The 17,179-nt window shown below is 71.0% G+C and carries 14 protein-coding genes; 7 read left to right on the top strand and 7 right to left on the bottom strand.

The features are described 5' to 3' along the window. The 3 genes from EV375_RS02860 to EV375_RS02850 all read left to right on the top strand — a co-directional run bounded on the left by EV375_RS02860 (nucleotide 1) and on the right by EV375_RS02850 (nucleotide 5,127). A complete protein-coding gene (locus tag EV375_RS02860; RefSeq protein WP_130298044.1) occupies nucleotides 1–894 on the top strand; it encodes a diacylglycerol kinase in 894 nt (297 codons plus the stop codon). Nucleotides 895–939: 45 nt separating this feature from the next. Beyond that, nucleotides 940–3,747: a DEAD/DEAH box helicase gene (locus tag EV375_RS02855; protein WP_130298043.1), complete on the top strand. Its 2,808-nt coding sequence runs from the start codon at nucleotides 940–942 to the stop codon at nucleotides 3,745–3,747. A 150-nt stretch (nucleotides 3,748–3,897) separates the two neighbouring features. After that, entirely contained in the window at nucleotides 3,898–5,127 is a 1,230-nt protein-coding gene (locus EV375_RS02850; protein WP_486588242.1) for a phosphatidylinositol-specific phospholipase C1-like protein, read from the top strand. 189 nt (nucleotides 5,128–5,316) lie between these two features. On the opposite strand, the gene EV375_RS02845 is transcribed toward EV375_RS02850, so the two are convergent. Continuing rightward, complete coding sequence (locus tag EV375_RS02845) at nucleotides 5,317–6,171, bottom strand: siderophore-interacting protein (protein ID WP_130298041.1); 855 nt, start codon at nucleotides 6,169–6,171, stop codon at nucleotides 5,317–5,319. Between the two features lie 151 nt (nucleotides 6,172–6,322). Next, nucleotides 6,323–7,237 (bottom strand): 5'-3' exonuclease, encoded by a 915-nt coding sequence (locus EV375_RS02840; protein ID WP_130301553.1) that lies wholly within the window; start codon nucleotides 7,235–7,237, stop codon nucleotides 6,323–6,325. Nucleotides 7,238–7,564: 327 nt separating this feature from the next. Here EV375_RS02840 and EV375_RS02835 point away from each other — a divergent pair, with 327 nt between their 5' ends. After that, nucleotides 7,565–8,311 carry a helical backbone metal receptor gene (locus EV375_RS02835; RefSeq protein ID WP_130298040.1) on the top strand — a complete coding sequence of 249 codons (747 nt, stop codon included), beginning with the start codon at nucleotides 7,565–7,567 and terminating at the stop codon, nucleotides 8,309–8,311. 79 nt (nucleotides 8,312–8,390) lie between these two features. Here the strand turns inward: EV375_RS02835 and EV375_RS02830 are convergent, their stop codons facing one another. From EV375_RS02830 to EV375_RS02820, 3 genes are all read right to left on the bottom strand, one after another. Further along, nucleotides 8,391–9,113 carry a gamma-glutamyl-gamma-aminobutyrate hydrolase family protein gene (locus EV375_RS02830; protein ID WP_130298039.1) on the bottom strand — a complete coding sequence of 241 codons (723 nt, stop codon included), beginning with the start codon at nucleotides 9,111–9,113 and terminating at the stop codon, nucleotides 8,391–8,393. A 256-nt stretch (nucleotides 9,114–9,369) separates the two neighbouring features. Then, nucleotides 9,370–10,878 carry an ethanolamine permease gene (gene eat / locus EV375_RS02825; RefSeq protein WP_130298038.1) on the bottom strand — a complete coding sequence of 503 codons (1,509 nt, stop codon included), beginning with the start codon at nucleotides 10,876–10,878 and terminating at the stop codon, nucleotides 9,370–9,372. A gap of 117 nt (nucleotides 10,879–10,995) precedes the next feature. Next, complete coding sequence (locus EV375_RS02820) at nucleotides 10,996–11,781, bottom strand: FCD domain-containing protein (RefSeq protein WP_130298037.1); 786 nt, start codon at nucleotides 11,779–11,781, stop codon at nucleotides 10,996–10,998. An 84-nt stretch (nucleotides 11,782–11,865) separates the two neighbouring features. Between EV375_RS02820 and EV375_RS02815 the strand changes: the two genes are divergently transcribed. Genes EV375_RS02815 through EV375_RS02805 form a run of 3 tightly spaced genes read left to right on the top strand, consistent with a single transcriptional unit; the run spans nucleotide 11,866 to nucleotide 15,432 of the window. Next, nucleotides 11,866–13,233 (top strand): glutamine synthetase family protein, encoded by a 1,368-nt coding sequence (locus tag EV375_RS02815; RefSeq protein ID WP_130298036.1) that lies wholly within the window; start codon nucleotides 11,866–11,868, stop codon nucleotides 13,231–13,233. A gap of 10 nt (nucleotides 13,234–13,243) precedes the next feature. Beyond that, nucleotides 13,244–14,629 carry an aldehyde dehydrogenase family protein gene (locus EV375_RS02810; protein WP_130298035.1) on the top strand — a complete coding sequence of 462 codons (1,386 nt, stop codon included), beginning with the start codon at nucleotides 13,244–13,246 and terminating at the stop codon, nucleotides 14,627–14,629. Further along, the gene (locus tag EV375_RS02805) at nucleotides 14,626–15,432 is read left to right on the top strand and encodes a 3-oxoacyl-ACP reductase (protein ID WP_130298034.1); all 807 of its coding nucleotides are present in this window, start codon (nucleotides 14,626–14,628) and stop codon (nucleotides 15,430–15,432) included. Before EV375_RS02810 ends, EV375_RS02805 begins: the two co-directional genes overlap by 4 nt. Nucleotides 15,433–15,454: 22 nt before the next feature. On the opposite strand, the gene EV375_RS02800 is transcribed toward EV375_RS02805, so the two are convergent. Both EV375_RS02800 and EV375_RS02795 read right to left on the bottom strand, forming a co-directional pair. After that, entirely contained in the window at nucleotides 15,455–15,997 is a 543-nt protein-coding gene (locus tag EV375_RS02800) for a tellurite resistance TerB family protein (RefSeq protein WP_130301552.1), read from the bottom strand. A 359-nt stretch (nucleotides 15,998–16,356) separates the two neighbouring features. Further along, complete coding sequence (locus EV375_RS02795) at nucleotides 16,357–16,725, bottom strand: ATP-binding protein (protein ID WP_486588241.1); 369 nt, start codon at nucleotides 16,723–16,725, stop codon at nucleotides 16,357–16,359. Nucleotides 16,726–17,179 lie beyond the last annotated feature (454 nt).

Here is a 17,179-nt window from a genome sequence, read left to right as displayed (position 1 = left end):
GTGACCAGCGAGATCACTCTTTTCGTCAATCCCACCGCGGGTCGCGGCCGTGGCGCCGGCGCCGCACAGCCCGCCGCTGACGCCCTGCGCCGGGCCGGGTTCGCCGTACGCACCGTCGTCGGCAACGACGCCGACGACGCGCTCGCGAGAGCGCGCGATGCGGTACAGGCGGGCACCGGAGCGCTGATAGCCGTCGGGGGTGACGGCATGTCCTCCCTGGCGCTCCAGGCGGTCGCCGGGACGGACACCCCGCTCGGCGTCGTCGCCGTGGGCACCGGCAACGACTTCGCGCGCGCCAGCGGCCTGCCGGTCCGGGAGCCCGCCGAGGCCGGACGCCTCGTCGCCGAGGCCCTCAAAGCCGGGCACGAACGACGCATCGACCTGGGCAGAGCCGGGGAACGCTGGTTCGGATCGGTGCTTGCCTCGGGCTTCGATTCGCGCGTCAACGACCGCGGCAACCGGATGCGGTGGCCCGCGGGCAAGATCAAGTACGACCTGGCGATACTCGCCGAACTTGCCGCCTTCAAGCCCCTCCCGTACCGGATCACGCTCGACGACGGCGAGCCGTTGGAGACCGCGGCCACACTCGTGGCGGTGGGCAACGGCCCCTCGTACGGGGGCGGCATGCGCATCTGCCACGGTGCCGAGATGGACGACGGACTCCTCGACGTCACGGTCGTGGGGGAGTGCAGCCGCGCGACGCTGCTGCGCGTCTTCCCCCGCGTCTACAAGGGCACCCACTTGTCGCATCCCGTCGTCACGACGTACCGCGCCCGGAGTGTGCGGCTGGAGGCCCCGGACGTGACGGGGTACGCGGACGGCGAACCGCTCGGCCCGCTGCCGCTGACGGCGCGGGTGGTCCCGGGAGCGGTCCGGCTGCTCGTGGGGGAGTAATGATCGTGAGCGGTGTCGGGGGTGGCCGGTAGGCTCGTAGTCACGATGACCGAGGACCTGTCCCCCGCAGAGCGGTATGCACTGGCGCGGCTGCGCGCCGCCGAGCAGGCCACCGCTCTCGCCCCGTTCCGTGACCTGTACGACTTCGATCTCGACGAGTTCCAGATCGAGGCGTGCCGAGCCCTCGAAGCCGGAAAGGGAGTGCTGGTCGCGGCGCCGACCGGCTCCGGCAAGACGATCGTCGGCGAGTTCGCCGTGCATCTCGCCCTCACACAGGGCCGCAAGTGCTTCTACACGACGCCGATCAAGGCCCTCTCCAACCAGAAGTACAACGACCTGGCCAAACGGCACGGTGCGGACCGTGTGGGCCTGCTGACCGGGGACAACAGCGTCAACGCCGACGCCCCCGTCATCGTCATGACGACCGAGGTCCTGCGGAACATGCTCTACGCGGGATCGCAGGCGCTGTCCGGGCTCGGATACGTGGTCATGGACGAGGTGCACTACCTCTCCGACCGGTTCCGCGGCGCGGTCTGGGAAGAGGTGATCATCCACCTGCCCGAGTCGGTCACGCTGGTCTCGCTCTCGGCCACGGTCTCCAACGCCGAGGAGTTCGGGGACTGGCTCGACACGGTCCGCGGCCACACCGAGGTGATCGTCTCCGAGCACCGCCCGGTGCCTCTCTGGCAGCACGTGCTGGCCGGCCGGCGCATGTACGACCTGTTCGAGGAGAAGGGCGACAAGCGCGAGGTCAACCCGGACCTGGTGCGCATGGCCCGCATGGAGAACAGCCGCCTGTCCGGCCCCCGGGACCGCCGCCGCGGCAGCCCGCGCCGGGAAGCGGACCGGGAACGGGAGCGGCGGCAGCGCTCCCGCGTATGGACGCCGGGCCGCCCCGAGGTCATCGACAGGCTGGACTCGGAGGGGCTGCTGCCCGCCATCACCTTCATCTTCAGCCGCGCGGGCTGCGAGGCCGCGGTTCAGCAGTGCCTCTACGCGGGGCTGCGGCTCAACGACAGCGCCGCGCGGGCACGGGTCCGCGAGATCGTGGAGGAGCGCACGGCCGACATCCCCGACACCGACCTTCACGTCCTGGGGTACTTCGAGTGGCTGGAGGGCCTGGAGAGGGGCATCGCCGCGCACCACGCGGGCATGCTCCCCACCTTCAAGGAGGTAGTCGAGGAGCTGTTCGTGCGGGGCCTGGTCAAGGCCGTCTTCGCGACGGAGACCCTCGCCCTCGGGATCAACATGCCGGCGCGGTCGGTGGTGCTGGAGAAGCTCGTCAAGTGGAACGGTGAGCAGCACGCCGACATCACGCCCGGCGAGTTCACGCAGCTGACGGGCAGGGCCGGGCGCCGCGGCATCGACATCGAGGGCCACGCGGTGGTCCTGTGGCAGCGCGGCATGGACCCGGCCGCGCTGGCCGGCCTGGCCGGGACCCGTACGTATCCGCTGCGCTCCTCCTTCAAGCCCTCGTACAACATGGCGGTCAATCTCGTCGGGCAGTTCGGGCGGCACACCTCGCGTGAGCTGCTGGAGACGTCCTTCGCCCAATTCCAGGCCGACCGCTCCGTGGTGGGCATCTCCCGGCAGGTCCAGCGCAACGAGGAGGGCCTGGAGGGCTATCGGGAGTCCATGACGTGCCACCTGGGCGACTTCGAGGAGTATTCGCGGCTGCGCCGGCGCCTGAAGGACCGTGAGACGGAACTCGCCAAGCAGGGCGCGGTGCAGCGCAGGGCGCAGGCTGCCGCGGCACTGGAGAAGCTGAAGCCCGGCGACGTCATCCACGTGCCGACGGGCAAGTTCGCAGGGCTGGCGCTCGTTCTCGACCCGGGGACGGGCGCGGGCGGCCGGGGCCCGGCCGAGCGCCGGGGATGGCACCACGACGGGCCGCGTCCGCTCGTGCTGACGGCGCAGCGGCAGGTGAAGCGGCTGGGCTCCATCGACTTCCCCGTGCCCGTGGAGCCGCTGGAGCGGATGCGCATCCCGAGGTCGTTCAACGCCCGCAGCCCCGAGTCGCGCCGCGATCTGGCCTCCGCGCTGCGTACGAAGGCCGGGCACCACGCGTCTCCCCGGCACCGCAAGCAGCGCGCGGCCGCCGCCGACGACGAAGAGATCGCACAGCTGCGCGCCGAGATCCGCCGCCACCCGTGCCACGGATGCGACGAGCGCGAGAACCATGCCCGCTGGGCCGAGCGGTACCACCGCCTCAGGCGGGACACGCGCCAGCTGGAGCGCAAGATCGAGGGCCGCACCAACACCATCGCCCGCACCTTCGACCGTGTCTCCGCGCTGCTGACGGAGTTGGGTTATCTCCGCGGTGACGAGGTGACGCAGGACGGGCGGCGCCTGGCACGGCTCTACGGCGAACTGGACCTGCTGGCGAGCGAATGTCTCCGTGACGGCGTGTGGGAGGGCCTGCCGCCTTCCGAACTGGCCGCCTGCGTCTCGGCGTTGGTGTACGAGTCGCGTGCTGCCGACGATGCGCTGCCACCGAAGCTGCCGGGCGGCGGGGCCCGTGGCGCGCTCCAGGAGATGGTGCGCATCTGGGGCCGCCTGGACGCCCTTGAGGAGGAGCACCGCATCAACCAGACCGAGGGCGTCGGCCAGCGCGAGCCGGACCTCGGCTTCGCGTGGGCCGCCTACCGGTGGGCCGAGGGCGACAGCCTGGACTCGGTGCTCCGCGACGCCGACATGCCGGCCGGTGACTTCGTGCGCTGGTGCAAGCAGTGCATCGACGTGCTCGGGCAGATCGCGGTCGCGGCGCCCGAAGGCGGCGATGTGGCGAAGAACGCGCACAGGGCGCTGGAGTCGATGCGGCGAGGGGTCGTCGCGTACACAAGCGTGGGCTGACGGCCGCCGCGTTCCGGGGCCGGCCGCGTTCCCGGCCCCCGAACGCACCGTCGTCACCGCTCAACGGCCGTGCCTGCCCGGCGTGTTGGCTTCGGGCGCCGCGTGGGCATGTACACCGCGCCGACGTTCTCATGCCCGCGGGAGGCCGATGTGCGCACCACGTCCGGATCCGCTGCCGGACCCCGTCCCGGCTCCGTCCTCCCGCCCGGGGCGAGGGCCCGGCGATGGGCGGCCTCCGCCGCCGCCCTCGCCGCGGCTGTCGCCCTGTCGTCGGCGGCCCCCGCCCCGCAGCCCGCCGAGGGGCGGTCCGCGACGGACGGACTGCGTGTCACCCAGATCCAGGCGATGGCGACCCACAACAGCTACCACCGCGAAGCGCCGTTCGCCGAACAGCAGTTGATGGCGGAGCACGACCCGAACTTCCGTACGCTCCTCTACAGTCACGCCTCGCTGCCCGTGCAGTTCACCCGTCAGCAGGCACGCGGCATCGAACTGGACGTCTTCCCCGACCCGGACGGTGGTCTGTACGCAGATCCACTGATCCGCAAGGACGCCGGTCTGCCGCCGCAGGACGATCCGGATCTGCGCGAGGCGGGCTTCAAGGTGCTGCACTGGGCCGACTTCGACTACCGCAGCAGCTGCGTCACGCTCAGGCGCTGCCTGACGCAGGTGAAGACGTGGTCCGAGCGGCACCCCGGCCATGTGCCGCTCCCCATCCTGCTCGAACTGAAGGAGACGGACCCGGACATGGAGGCCCGCGGCGGCGCGAAGAGCCCGCCGTGGGACACCGCGATGCTGGACGCGCTGGACGCGCTGGACGCGGAGATCCGGACCGTCTTCCCCGACGAGGCGACCGTCACGGCCGACGACATCCGCCGTCCCGGCGAAACACTGGGGGAGTCCGTACGCAAGCACGGCTGGCCGCGCCTGTCCGCCGCCCGCGGCAAGGTGATGTTCCTGATGGACAACGACGACCGGAAACTCCAGGACGCCTACCGGGCGGGCGGCCGGGAGAGCCTCCAGGGCCGGGCGCTCTTCACCGATTCCGGTCCGGGCCGCGCGGACGCCGCGTTCATGAAGGTCAACGACCCGACCGGCACCAACAGGACCGTCATCCGGAACCTGGTGAAGCAGGGATACTTCGTACGGACCCGCTCCGACGTGCCCCTCGACCAGGCCTCGAGCGGCGACACGGGAATGCTCCGCGACGCTCTGGCCTCAGGAGCCCAGATGGTCTCGACGGACTTCCCCGCCCCGGGCCTCGCGGCCCGCTACGGCTCCGACTACGTGGCCGAACTCCCGCGCGGCAGCGGGCCGGTGAGGTGCAACCCGGTCACTGCGCCGGGACCGGAGTGCCCGCGCGGACCGGTGGAGCGCTGACGTCTCGTTCTCCGACGGAACTCGCGGAGCGACGGTGCCGCGGGTGAGCCGAGTGTGCGTACCGCTCCGAGCGGTCCGTCCGCGACGGGACTGCGTCCCACGTCCCGTACCGTGACCCGGCCCGTGTGCCGGGCCGCAGGTGAACTTCTCCTCTGCGGCCCCCGGCGCGGAGGGAACCGGTCGCCCGGGTCAGGGTCGCGAGCCGGTGGCGGACTCCTGCTCGGCCTCGACCTGCGCCTTCCAGTCCTTCTTCGACGCCTGCCAGCCGTCCTCGTCGTGGCCGAGCCGCCAGTAGCCGGAGACGGACAACTGCTCGCGTTCCAGGCCGCGTTCGAGACGCAGATGGCGGCGGAGATCCTTCACGAAGCCGGCCTCGCCGTGCACGAACGCCTGCGGCGTTCCCGGCGGGAATTCCAGTGCCCGCACGGCCCCCACCAGTTTCTCGCCGACCCGGGCCGCCCCCCGGTGCAGCCATGTCACGCAGGCTGTGTCCGGCACGCTCAGCTTCTGCTCCTCCTGGGGCCCCTCGACCTCGATCAGCGCCCGCACGGTGGCGTCGGCGGGCATGCTCTCGAGCGCCGCGGCGATGGCGGGGAGGGCGCTCTCGTCGCCGGCGAGCAGATGCCAGTCGGCCTGCGGGGAGGGGGAGTAGGCGCCGCCCGGACCGAGGAAGCGGATCTCGTCGCCCGGCCGGGCACCGCGCGCCCACGGCCCGGCCAGCCCCTGGTCACCGTGCACGACGAAGTCGAGCGTCAGCTCCCGCGCCGAGGGTGCCCAGGAGCGCACCGTGTACGTACGGGTGACGGGCCACTGGTCGCGCGGGAAGTCCGCGCGTACGGCGGCGATGTCGAACGGCTCGGGGTACTCCACGCCGGGGACGGGGAAGAGCAGCTTGACGTAGTGATCCGTGTACTCGCCGGCCTCGAACCCGGCCAGACCGGGACCGCCGAGCACGACGCGCACCATGTGGGGGGTCAGCTGCTCGGTGCGGACCACGCGCGCGTGGTGGACCTGGTTCTTGGTGCGGGCCGTGCGGTCTGCCACGTGGGACTCCAGGAGATACGCGGAAGCAATGGGGACAGAGCGGTTAGGGTTGCCTAAGTTGTCAACGTACCACTCCGGCTTTCGCACGGCACCGCTCGGCCCGCCCACCAGGGCTCTCGGGACTCCCGGGCCCGCACCACCCCTGCCGCGGTCAGCCTTCCCGCTCCGCCAGCACGTTCAGCAGCCGCTCCAGGGAGCCGCCGAGACCCCACCGCTCGGCGAGGGCGTCGAGGGCCTGCGGGGCACGCGGGCGCGACGGCACGGAGGCGTCGAACTCCGGAAGGGCCACATCGCCCGCGACCCGCACCACCTTCGGTGCCACGGCCAGATACGGACGGGCCTCGGCCAGACGCTTGCGCTGGGCCGGGGTGATCGCCGACCCCGGGTCCTCGGCGGCGGCGACGATTCCGGCCAGGTCGCCGTAGCGCTCCAGCAGTTTCGCGGCGGTCTTCTCGCCGATGCCCTGCACTCCGGGGAGCCCGTCGCTCGGGTCGCCGCGCAGCGTGGCCAGATCGGCGTAGCCCGAGCCGTCCACGCCGTACTTGGAGCGCAGGGCGGAGCCGTCGTAGACGTCGAGCGTGCCCACGCCCTTGACCGGATACAGCACCCGTACACCCCGGTCGTCGTCGATCAGCTGGAACAGGTCACGGTCTCCCGTGACGATGTCGACGGGCGAGTCGGCGCGGGCCGTGAGGGTTCCGATGATGTCGTCCGCCTCGAATCCGGCCGCGCCGACGCGGGCGATACCGACCGCGTCGAGCACCTCGTCGATGACCGGCACCTGCGGGCTGAGCGTGTCCGGGATCTCCTCGGCGTCCGGACCTGCGGCGACCTCTTCGGCCACGCGGTGCGCCTTGTAGGAGGGGATGAGGTCGACGCGCCACTGGGGACGCCAGTCGAAGTCCATGCAGGCCACCAGCGAGTCGGGATGACGGTTGCTCACCAGTCGTGCGATGAAGTCGAGCAGTCCGCGCACCGCGTTGACGGGGGTGCCGTCGGGTGCCTTCACCGAGTCCGGCACGCCGAAGTACGCACGGAAGTAGAGGGACGAGGTGTCCAGAAGCATCAGGCGTCGTGCCGTCGTCGTAGTCACGCCCCGATGATGCCGTACGCCTCCGACAGCGGACGCGGAAGAGGGCACCGGGCGGGCACCGGGCGGGGCCGTGACGTACGGGCGGGGCACTGCGGCCGGGGTGATGCACCGCCCGCAGCCCACGGCTACGGGTGGCGCAAATTGGCCTGCCTCATCGGCCGAGCCCGGTCTACTCTCTTCTCCGTACGAGGAACGCGCCTCCGGCCCGTCGGCGAACACCCGGCGGACGACCACCGGTTGGCGGGGCCGCCGTACGGGGCAGCGGCACCTTGAGCCGCACGGGGGGCGTACGGTGCCGGTATGGCGCACAGACGTACCGGCACCGTACGACGCGTCGTCTCCCTCGTCCCCTCCCTGACCGAGGCGCTGGCGGTGACGGAACCCGGAATCCTCGCAGGCGCCACCGACTGGTGCAGCCACCCGCCCGGGCTGGACGTGCCCCGCGTCCGCGGCACCAAGAATCCGGACGTCGAGCAGATCGTCTCCCTCGCACCCGACCTCGTCGTCGCCAACGAGGAGGAGAACCGTGAGGCCGATCTCGCCGCGCTGCGCGCCGCGGGCCTGGACGTTCTCGTCACCGAAGTACGCACGCTGCCGCAGGCCTTCGCCGAGCTGGACCGGGTACTGACCGGGGGCTGCGGGCTCGCGCGCCCCGGCTGGCTGGACGAGGCGGAGACCGCCTGGCGCGGGGTGCGTGCGGAGTTCGAAGCGCGCGCCGTCGTGCCGGTGTGGCGCAAGCCGTGGATGGTGCTCGGCCGTGACACCTTCGCGGGCGCGCTGCTGGCTCATCTCGGGGTGCGCAACGTCTACGGGCAGCACGGCGAGCGCTACCCACGCGTGCCGATCGGCGAGCTGAACGAGCCCGGCCGCGCGGATCTGGTCGTACTGCCGGACGAGCCCTATCGCTTCACCGCGCAGGACGGCCCGGAGGCGTTTCCCGGCCTGCCCGCCGCCCTCGTCGGAGGGCGGTTCCTGACCTGGTACGGCCCCTCGCTCACCGAGGCACCTGCCGCACTGGCGGGGGCGCTGCGGACCGCACTCGGCTGACGGGCCGTGCGCCGGGCGCTTCGGCGGGGGCCGGGACGGGGTCGCGTTCAGCCTGCCGCCGGTCCGGCCTGCCGCCGGTTCAGCCTGCCGCCGGAGCCGTCCGCTCCGCCGGCGCCGCCCGGACCGCCTCCACCAGGGCGCGCATCACACGCACGTCCCGGCCTTCTTCGGGGTGCCACTGGACGGCGAGGACGAACGGGTGCTCACCGCGCGGCAGTTCGAGCGCCTCGACGGTGCCGTCCTCGGCATGCGCGCCGGGGACGAGCCCGTCGCCCAGCCGTGCCACAGCCTGGTGGTGGTACGTCGGCACGGACACGGGCTCCGGCAGCACCTCCGCGAGCCGTGTACCGGCCACCGGCAGGACCGTGTGCTCGGCGAAGGTGCCCGGGCTGCCGCGGTGACCCTCCATGTGCTGGACGAGAGTGCCGCCCAGCGAAACGTTGAGGACCTGCATGCCCCGGCAGATCCCCAGCAGCGGTACGCCCTGCTCCAGCGCGGCCCGGGTCAGGGCGAGTTCCCAGGCGTCGCGCTCGGGATCGGCCGGGCCGCAGTCGGGGCCGCGCTCCGCGCCGTACCTGGCGGGTTCGACGTCGGGCCCGCCGGAGACCACCAGCCCGTCCAGCCTGCTCACGATCCGGTGGGCCTGCTCGTCCGCGTCGGGCGGCAGCAGCAGCGCGCATCCGCCCGCTCGCTGCACGAGCCGGTGGTACCCGGCCGGCAGCACCGCGGCCCGGTGCTGCCAGACGCCCCAGCGGACGTCGTTCTCCATGTACGTGCTGACGCCGATCAGCGGGCTCTGCATGGCGTAAGGCCTCCGGCTGCGGATCTCGTCGTCTCCGGGCGTCCCGTCTGCCGCGGTGCCCGGCATCGGGCCCTGGGACCCGGTCCTGTCCGGTCCTCCAGCCTACGGGCGTGACGTGCCCGTGGCCGCGCGGGCTTCCGCGTGCCCGCACGGCTCCCGGGGTGAGCGCGCCGAGCGGGCACGGCCCGACCGGTACGGGCCGGCGGCCGCCAGGGCCGGGAGCGGGCCCGTACCTGGACCTGGACCTGGACCTGTGTCAGGAGCGTGCGTGCGGCGCAGGGGACGGATCGCCGCCGTCGGCGTCCCGCTCCAGCTCCGCCTCGGCGGCCGCGAGCGCCGCGAACTCCTCCTCGGGGGCAGCGGCCACCAGGTGGTGACGGCTGTAGAAGGCGAAGTAGGCGACGGCCACGACGTACAGGAGCAGCGCGATCCCGGCCGCGGTCGGGTCCACCAGGAACGTGGCCACGACGGCCGAACAGGCGAGCACGAAGGCCACCGAAGAAGTGAGCAGCCCGCCCGGTGTGCGGTACGGACGGGGCAGCTCCGGCTCACGGCGGCGCAGCACGATGTGCGAGAGGGACATCAGCACGTAACTGATGGCCGCGCCGAAGACGGCGATGTTCAGCATCCGCGCACCGTCGCCCGTGTAGGCGGCCAGACCGAAGCCGATCACGCCGGGCACCAGCAGGCCGAGGTAGGGGGCCTTGCGGCGGCTGGTCAGGGAGAGGAAGCGGGGGAGGTACCCGGCGCGCGAGAGAGCGAACAACTGCCGGGACCCCGCGTAGATGAGGGAGAAGAAGGAGGCCACCAGGCCCGCCAGCCCTGCGTAGTTGACGATCCTGCTCAGCATCGTGGGCTCGCCGCCGGTCGCTGCCTGGAGAGCCGCGACGAGGGGGTTGTCCGCGTCCTTGATGGCGTCCGAACCGGCCGCTCCGGCAGCGGGGATCAGCGTCAGGAGCGCCAGGAGCACCAGGATGCCGATCGACCATGCGAGCGCCTTGGGCATGGCACGGACCGGGTCGCGGGCTTCCTCCGCGGCGAGCGGGACTCCCTCGACCCCCAGGAAGAACCACATGCCGAAGGGGAACGCCGCCCAGATGCCGAGCAGGCCGAGCGGCAGCCAGGCGCTGGAGCCGAAGGCGTCGCCGTCGACCGCGATGTCGTTGACCGAACCGCCGCCGAAGTGCGTGAAGGCGCCGAGGCAGAAGACCAGCAGGGCCGCGACCGCGATGCCGGTGACGATGAAGCTGAAGCGCAGCGCCTCACCGACGCCCCACAGGTGGATGCCGATGAAGAGCGCGAAGCAGACGAGGTAGACGGGCCAGCCGGCCTCGATGCCGAAGAGGCCGAGCGATTCGACGTAGCCCCCGATGAAGACGGCGATGGCCGCCGGGGCGAGGATGTACTCGATGAGGATGGCGGTGCCGGTCAGGAAACCGCCCCAAGTCCCCAGAGCCCGGCGGGCGAAGCCGTAGCCGCCGCCCGCGGTCGGCAGGATCGAGGAGAGCTCTGCGAGGGAGAAGACCAGGCAGGTGTACATCGCGCCCATGAGCACGGTGGCTATCGCCAGGCCCCCGAAACCGCCTTCGGCGAGGCCGAAGTTCCAGCCCGCGTAGTCGCCCGAGACGACGTACGCGACCCCCAGCCCGGTCAGCAGCAGCCACCCGGCGCTGCCCCGCCGGAGAGAACGGGCTTGGAGATAGGCCTCCGCGCTCTCCGGGCCGGTATCGGAGGACGACTGCGAGGACTTGGTTCCATCGGCCATGACCGCTCCTACCCTCGGCATTGGTGTGGCTACATACCTTTGCCCCGAGTCGGGCCGCAGCGCAACCCCTGGTGAGTTACGCGGGGATTACGGGTGCGTGCGGCGTCATGCCGGAGGTCATGCGAGGAAGCCCCGCAACAACGCGGCGGTGCCCGCGCAGTGCTCGCGGCTGACGCGGCGGGCCCGCTCCGGATCACCGGCCAGGACCGCCTCGACGAGCTCCGCGTGCTGGCGCTGGGCGTGCTCCAGGTTACGCACCAGCAGCGGGATGCGCCCCAGCAGGTCGTTGACCTTGGCCCGCACGGCCGCGTACTGCGTCGTGAGGGTGGGGGAGCCCGCCAGTTCGACGAGGGTGAGGTGGAAGAGGGTGTCGCTGCGGCGGTAGTCGGCCAGGGCCGCGTTCCGCGTGGCGTCCAGGGCCGCCCGCAACTGTGCGGCCTCGGCCTTCTCCAGGCCGCGGGAGGCGCACAGTTCGGCCGCGCCCGTCTCGAGCACCTCGCGGAAGCGCAGCGTGTCCTGTACGTCCACGTCCTCGTGCGCCGCCGCGCCGCGGGGCGGTGACTCCGCCGTCTCCGGTGTCTCCGCACCGGGGGAGTGCGACTGCGGATACTGGACGAAGGTGCCGCCGTAGCGGCCGCGCCGGCTGATCACCAGTCCTTGTTCCGCGAGTACCTTGAGCACTTCGCGGAGCATCACGCGGCTGATACCGAGGCGTTCGGCCAGTTCACGTTCGGCGGGGAGCCGTTCGCCGTCGGGGACCAGGCCCAGCCGGACGATCTGGAGTATCTGCTCCAGAGCCTCCTCGAATCCGTTGCCGGCCCGCACGGGGCGCAGCACAGCCGCGAGCGGGTCGTTCCCGGCCCGGCCGCCGGAGCTTTCCGGTTGGGCGCTCTCGGCTCTCACTGCCCCTCCCTCATCGAACCCCTTCCGAACCAATGGTCTTCGGGACTACCTTATGACTTCCGGAGGACCGACAGGAGGCCAGACGTGGCAGAACGCACACCATTGCTCTCCGTCGACGAGCTGCGAGTGCTCGTCGAACGGGAGGAGATCGACACCGTCGCCCTGGCCTTCACCGACATGCAAGGGCGGCTGCAGGGCAAGCGGTTCGCGGCGCGCCACTTCCTGGACGAGGTACTGGAGCACGGAACCGAAGGCTGCAACTACCTGCTCGCCGTGGACGTCGAGCTGAACACCGTCGACGGCTACAGCATGTCCTCCTGGGAGCACGGTTACGGTGACTTCGCCATGCACGGCGACACCAGCACCATGCGCGTCGTCCCCTGGAACCCCGGCACTGTGATGATCACCGCCGACCTCACGTGGCACGACGGCTCTCCCGTCGTGGCCTCCCCGCGGCAGATCCTCCGCCGCCAGCTCGACCGTCTCGCCGAGCGCGGCTGGAGCGCGTACACCGGCACCGAGCTGGAGTTCATGGTCTTCCAGAACACCTACGAGCAGGCGTGGGACAGGGCCTACCGGGACCTGACCCCGGTGAACCAGTACAACGTCGACTACTCGATGCTCGGCACCGGCCGCGTCGAGCCGCTGCTGCGCCGCATCCGCAACGAGATGGGCGCGGCCGGGATGAAGGTCGAGTCCGCGAAGGGCGAGTGCAACCTGGGCCAGCACGAGATCGCCTTCCGGTACGACGAGGCGCTCACGACGTGCGACCAGCACGTCGTCTACAAGACGGGCGCCAAGGAGATCGCGGCGCAGTCGGGCCAGGCGCTCACCTTCATGGCCAAGTTCAACGAGCGCGAGGGCAATTCCTGTCACATCCATCTCTCGCTCCGCGACGAGAACGGCGCTCCCGTCCTCGCCGACGACGAAGCGCCGTACGGCATGTCCGACACCATGCGGCACTTCCTGGCCGGACAGCTCGCGGCCCTGCGTGAGTTCACGCTGCTCTACGCGCCGAACATCAACTCCTACAAGCGGTTCCAGCCCGGCTCGTTCGCGCCCACCGCCGTCGCCTGGGGCCCCGACAACCGCACGTGCGCGCTGCGCATCATCGGGCACGGGCACAGCCACCGGCTGGAGAACCGGGTCCCCGGCGGCGACGTCAACCCGTACCTGGCGACCGCAGGAATGATCGCCGCCGGGCTCCACGGGGTGGACCAGAAGCTGGAGCTGGAGGAGGCCTGCACCGGCAACGCCTACGCCGGGGACGCCGCGCACGTGCCCGCCACGCTGCGCGAGGCGGCCGAACTGTGGGAGCAAAGCGCCATCGCGCGCGAGGCGTTCGGCGAGGAGGTCGTCGCGCACTACCTCAACATGGCGCGCATCGAGCAGCAGGCGTACGACACGGCGGTCACGGACTGGGAGCGCTTCCGCTCCTTCGAGCGCATGTGAGGAACGAGTCTTGCAGGACGAGCACCAAACGAACGAACTCCCGGTCATCAACCCCGCGACCGAGGAACTGATCACCACTGTGACCGCTGCCGGCCCGGTCGACGTCGACACGGCCGTGCGGCGGGCGGCGAACGCGCAGACCGCGTGGGCGGCGCTGGCTCCCGGCGAACGCGCCCGGCTGCTGCGCCGGTTCGCCGTCACCGTCGATGAACACCTCGAGGAACTGGCCGCCCTGGAGGTTCAGGAGGCCGGACACCCCGTCGGCAATGCCCGCTTCGAGGCGGGCAACGTCCGCGATCTCCTCGACTACGCCGCCGGCGGCGTGGAGCGGCTCACCGGCCGCCAGATCCCGGTCGCGGGAGGCATCGACGTCACTTTCGCGGAACCCCTCGGCGTCGTCGCCGTCATCGCCCCCTGGAACTTCCCCATGCCGGTCGCGGCGTGGGGGACGGCACCGGCGCTGGCCGCGGGCAACGCGGTCGTGCTCAAGCCCGCCGAGACCACACCGCTCACCGCGCTGCGGCTGGCCGAACTCGCCCTGGAGGCGGGCCTTCCCGAAGGGCTCTTCCAAGTGCTGCCCGGGGAGGGGCCGGTGGCCGGCACCGCGCTGGTGGAGCACCCGAGGGTGGCCAAGGTGGTCTTCACCGGCTCGACCGCCGTGGGCAAGGACATCATGGCCAGGTGTGCGGCGAGCGTGAAGCCCGTGACACTCGAACTCGGCGGCAAGAGCCCCAACATCGTCTTCGCCGACGCCGATCTCGCACTGGCCGCCACCGCCGCTCCCGGCTCGTTCCTGGACAACACGGGCCAGGACTGCTGCGCCCGCAGCCGCATCCTCGTGCAACGCGAGGTCTACGACCGGTTCCTGGAACTGCTGGACCCCGCTGTGAAGACGTTCACGGCCGGCGACCCGAACGACCCGGCGACGCAGATGGGCCCGCTGATCTCGCAGCGCCAGCGTGAACGGGTGCGCGGCTACGTCCCCGAGGACGGGCCCGCCCTCATCCGGGGACAGGTCCCCGACGGGAAGGGCTTCTGGTATCCGGCCACCGTTCTGGAGGGGCGTCCCGGCGACCGGCTCAGTGCCGAGGAGATCTTCGGACCGGTCGCCGTGGCCATTCCCTTCGAGGACGAGGAGGAAGCCGTCCGCATCGCCAACGACTCCCAGTACGGCCTGTCGGGATCGATCTGGACCCGTGACGTGGGCCGGGCACTGCGCGTCTCGCGTGCGGTCGCGGCGGGCAACCTGTCCGTCAACTCCCACAGTGCCGTGCGCTACACGACTCCATTCGGCGGCTACAAGCAGTCGGGGCTCGGCCGTGAACTCGGCCCCGATGCGCTCGCCGCCTTCACCGAGACCAAGAACGTCTTCATCAGTACGGAGGAACAGCCGTGACGGAATCGCTCACCGGCGCCGAGGGAGCAGCGCCGCAGTGCCGCCGCCTGACCGGACGCACCGCCGTCGTGACGGGTGCGGGCAGCGGTATCGGCCTCGCGTCCGCGCGGCGCCTCGCCTCCGAGGGGGCCAACGTGGTCTGCGCAGACGTCGACGGCGAACGCGGCAAGAGCGTGGCGGAAGAGACCGGCGGCCTGTACGTGGAGACGGACGTCACCGACTCCGCTCAGGTCGAGGCCCTCTTCCGCACCGCTCACGAGACGTACGGCTCCGTCGACATCGCCTTCAACAACGCCGGCATCTCGCCTCCCGACGACGACTCGATCCTCACCACCGGCATGGACGCGTGGCAGCGCGTGCAGCAGGTGAACCTCACCTCGGTCTACCTGTGCTGCAAGCACGCCATCCCGTACATGCAGCGGCAGGGACGCGGCTCGATCATCAACACCGCCTCGTTCGTCGCCGTGATGGGCGCGGCCACCTCCCAGATCAGCTACACGGCGTCCAAGGGCGGTGTGCTCGCGATGTCGCGGGAGCTGGGCGTCCAGTTCGCGCGGGAGGGCATCAGGGTCAACGCCCTCTGCCCCGGCCCCGTCAACACGCCCCTGCTGAAGGAGCTGTTCGCCAAGGACCCGGAGCGTGCCCAGCGCCGGCTCGTGCACGTACCGCCGGGCCGCTTCGCGGAACCGGAGGAGATCGCCGCCGCGGTCGCCTTCCTGGCCAGCGACGACTCCTCGTTCGTGAACGCGACGGACTTCATGGTGGACGGCGGGATCTCCGGCGCCTACGTGACGCCCGTCTGATTCCGTCTCCCGGCCGGGAAAGTCAGAGCTGGAACTCGGAGGCAGGCACCTGCAGTGTCGTGCAGGCTTCCCGGATGATCATCTGCTCGGCCGGGGAGAAGTCGCCGTCGGCACCCGCGATGACGATGCCGGTCTGGATCACTGCCCTTGCCTCGGCCGGCTTCTTGGCCGCCTTGGTGATGTCCTGCATCGCTTCGGTCTTGCCCTGCGGGAAGTTTTGCGTCAGTTGGTCCACGTGCTTGTTGAAGCGCTGCCGCAACTGCTCCGGCGGGAAGTTCTGCAGGACCTCATTGCCGAGAATCATCGATTCGACACGCTGCCGCTCGGCGGGGTCCACATGCCCGTCCGCGGCCGCGACCAGCGCACACATCGCCATGCTCGCATCCCGGTACGCGCCGCTCTTCAGCTCGGTCTTCAGGGAGCCGAGCTGCGTCTTCAGTGCGCTGACCAGCTGGGCTCGTGAACCACCTCCGGTGCCAGTACCGCTGCTCCGCCCGCCGGTTCGTCCGCCCTGGGATTGCTGCAGAGTCCTGGCCTGATCCTTGAGCCGGTCCCACATTGCCACTGACGTCACCTCAATATTCGTCTCAGTCATCGGTTGCGAACGCCGCTCGCACGCATACCGGGCCCAACGCCTGTACCCCGTTCAAGGTTCCGCAAAGTGCGCCGCGCCGTCCCTCGTTCGGTGCCCCGTCCGCCACGACTCCGGCCAGTGATCGGCCGGGCTCGCGGCTGAGGCGACTCCGCCGGCAAGCTCAGCTCGCACGCCCGCCTGGTCGGACTTGCGATTGAACTCGACCTGGCCCGTGAGTGCTTGAGGTGGCCCGGCCAAGCCTGAGAGTCGGCCTGCCTGTCCGCCGGTGGTCATGAGCCGGGGCGCGCCGAGGCGGACAGCCAACCGATGCAAGACCCTCGTTGGCGAGCTCATCGTGTGAAGCGGGCATGGATGGTCTTGCCCTGTCCGGGGCCGGGGGTGATGGTGACGTCGCCGGTGAGGCGGCGGACCATGTGCCATCCGAAGCCGCCGGTACCGCCGTTGAGGTCGGGGCTACGTTCGCGCGGGGGCGCCGGGTTGAGATCGCTGACTGCGACGTTCACCGCGTCGGCGGTGGCGCTGAGGTGGAGGGTGTAGTGGCCGCCGCCGTGGCGCAGTGCGTTGGTTGCGGGTTCGGAGACCACCAAGGCCAGGGTCTCCGCGGTCTCGGGGGCCGGGGCCGGATTGAGGCTGTCGGCGAAAGCACGGGCGACATGGCGGGTGCGAGGGATGCCGACAGGGCTGTCGTCTTCAAGCACGACGGGGGGCCTACGGGCTGTCGTGCTGGTTGTCCTGGTGTCGTTCATGGCCTCACGCCCTGGGTCGGTTGGGCCGCTGCTCGTGCCCGTTGAGCCGGGCCTCAATCCCTGACGCCACTCTTCCGGGTGTGTATGAGGCAAGACCCATCACCGGCTGTGGAGAAAATCTGTCACGGCAAGAGTAGATATAATCACGTGCGTGGATTAGTGTTTCCCGCGTAGCCAAGAAGTCGAAGAGGGCACGGCAGAGATGAACTGCCGTGCCAGCAGGTCAGTCAGGATGCGGAACGGCAGTGGAGTGGCGGGGCCGGAAAGGGTGGGTTCCTTCACTGGCTGCCGGGCCGAGCGGCCCCAGGGGCCGCATGCAGCACCCGCGATATCCAGCGGTGCAATCGAGTAACCGGAAGAGGTAAGGAGCAGACGCCATCAGGATCGCCCGGGCGAAGCAGAACAC

The sequence above is a fragment of the Streptomyces sp. CNZ301 genome (assembly GCF_004217425.1).
The sequence above is the reverse complement of the archived record's forward strand: the minus strand, read 5'-3'. Positions and strand labels throughout refer to the sequence as shown.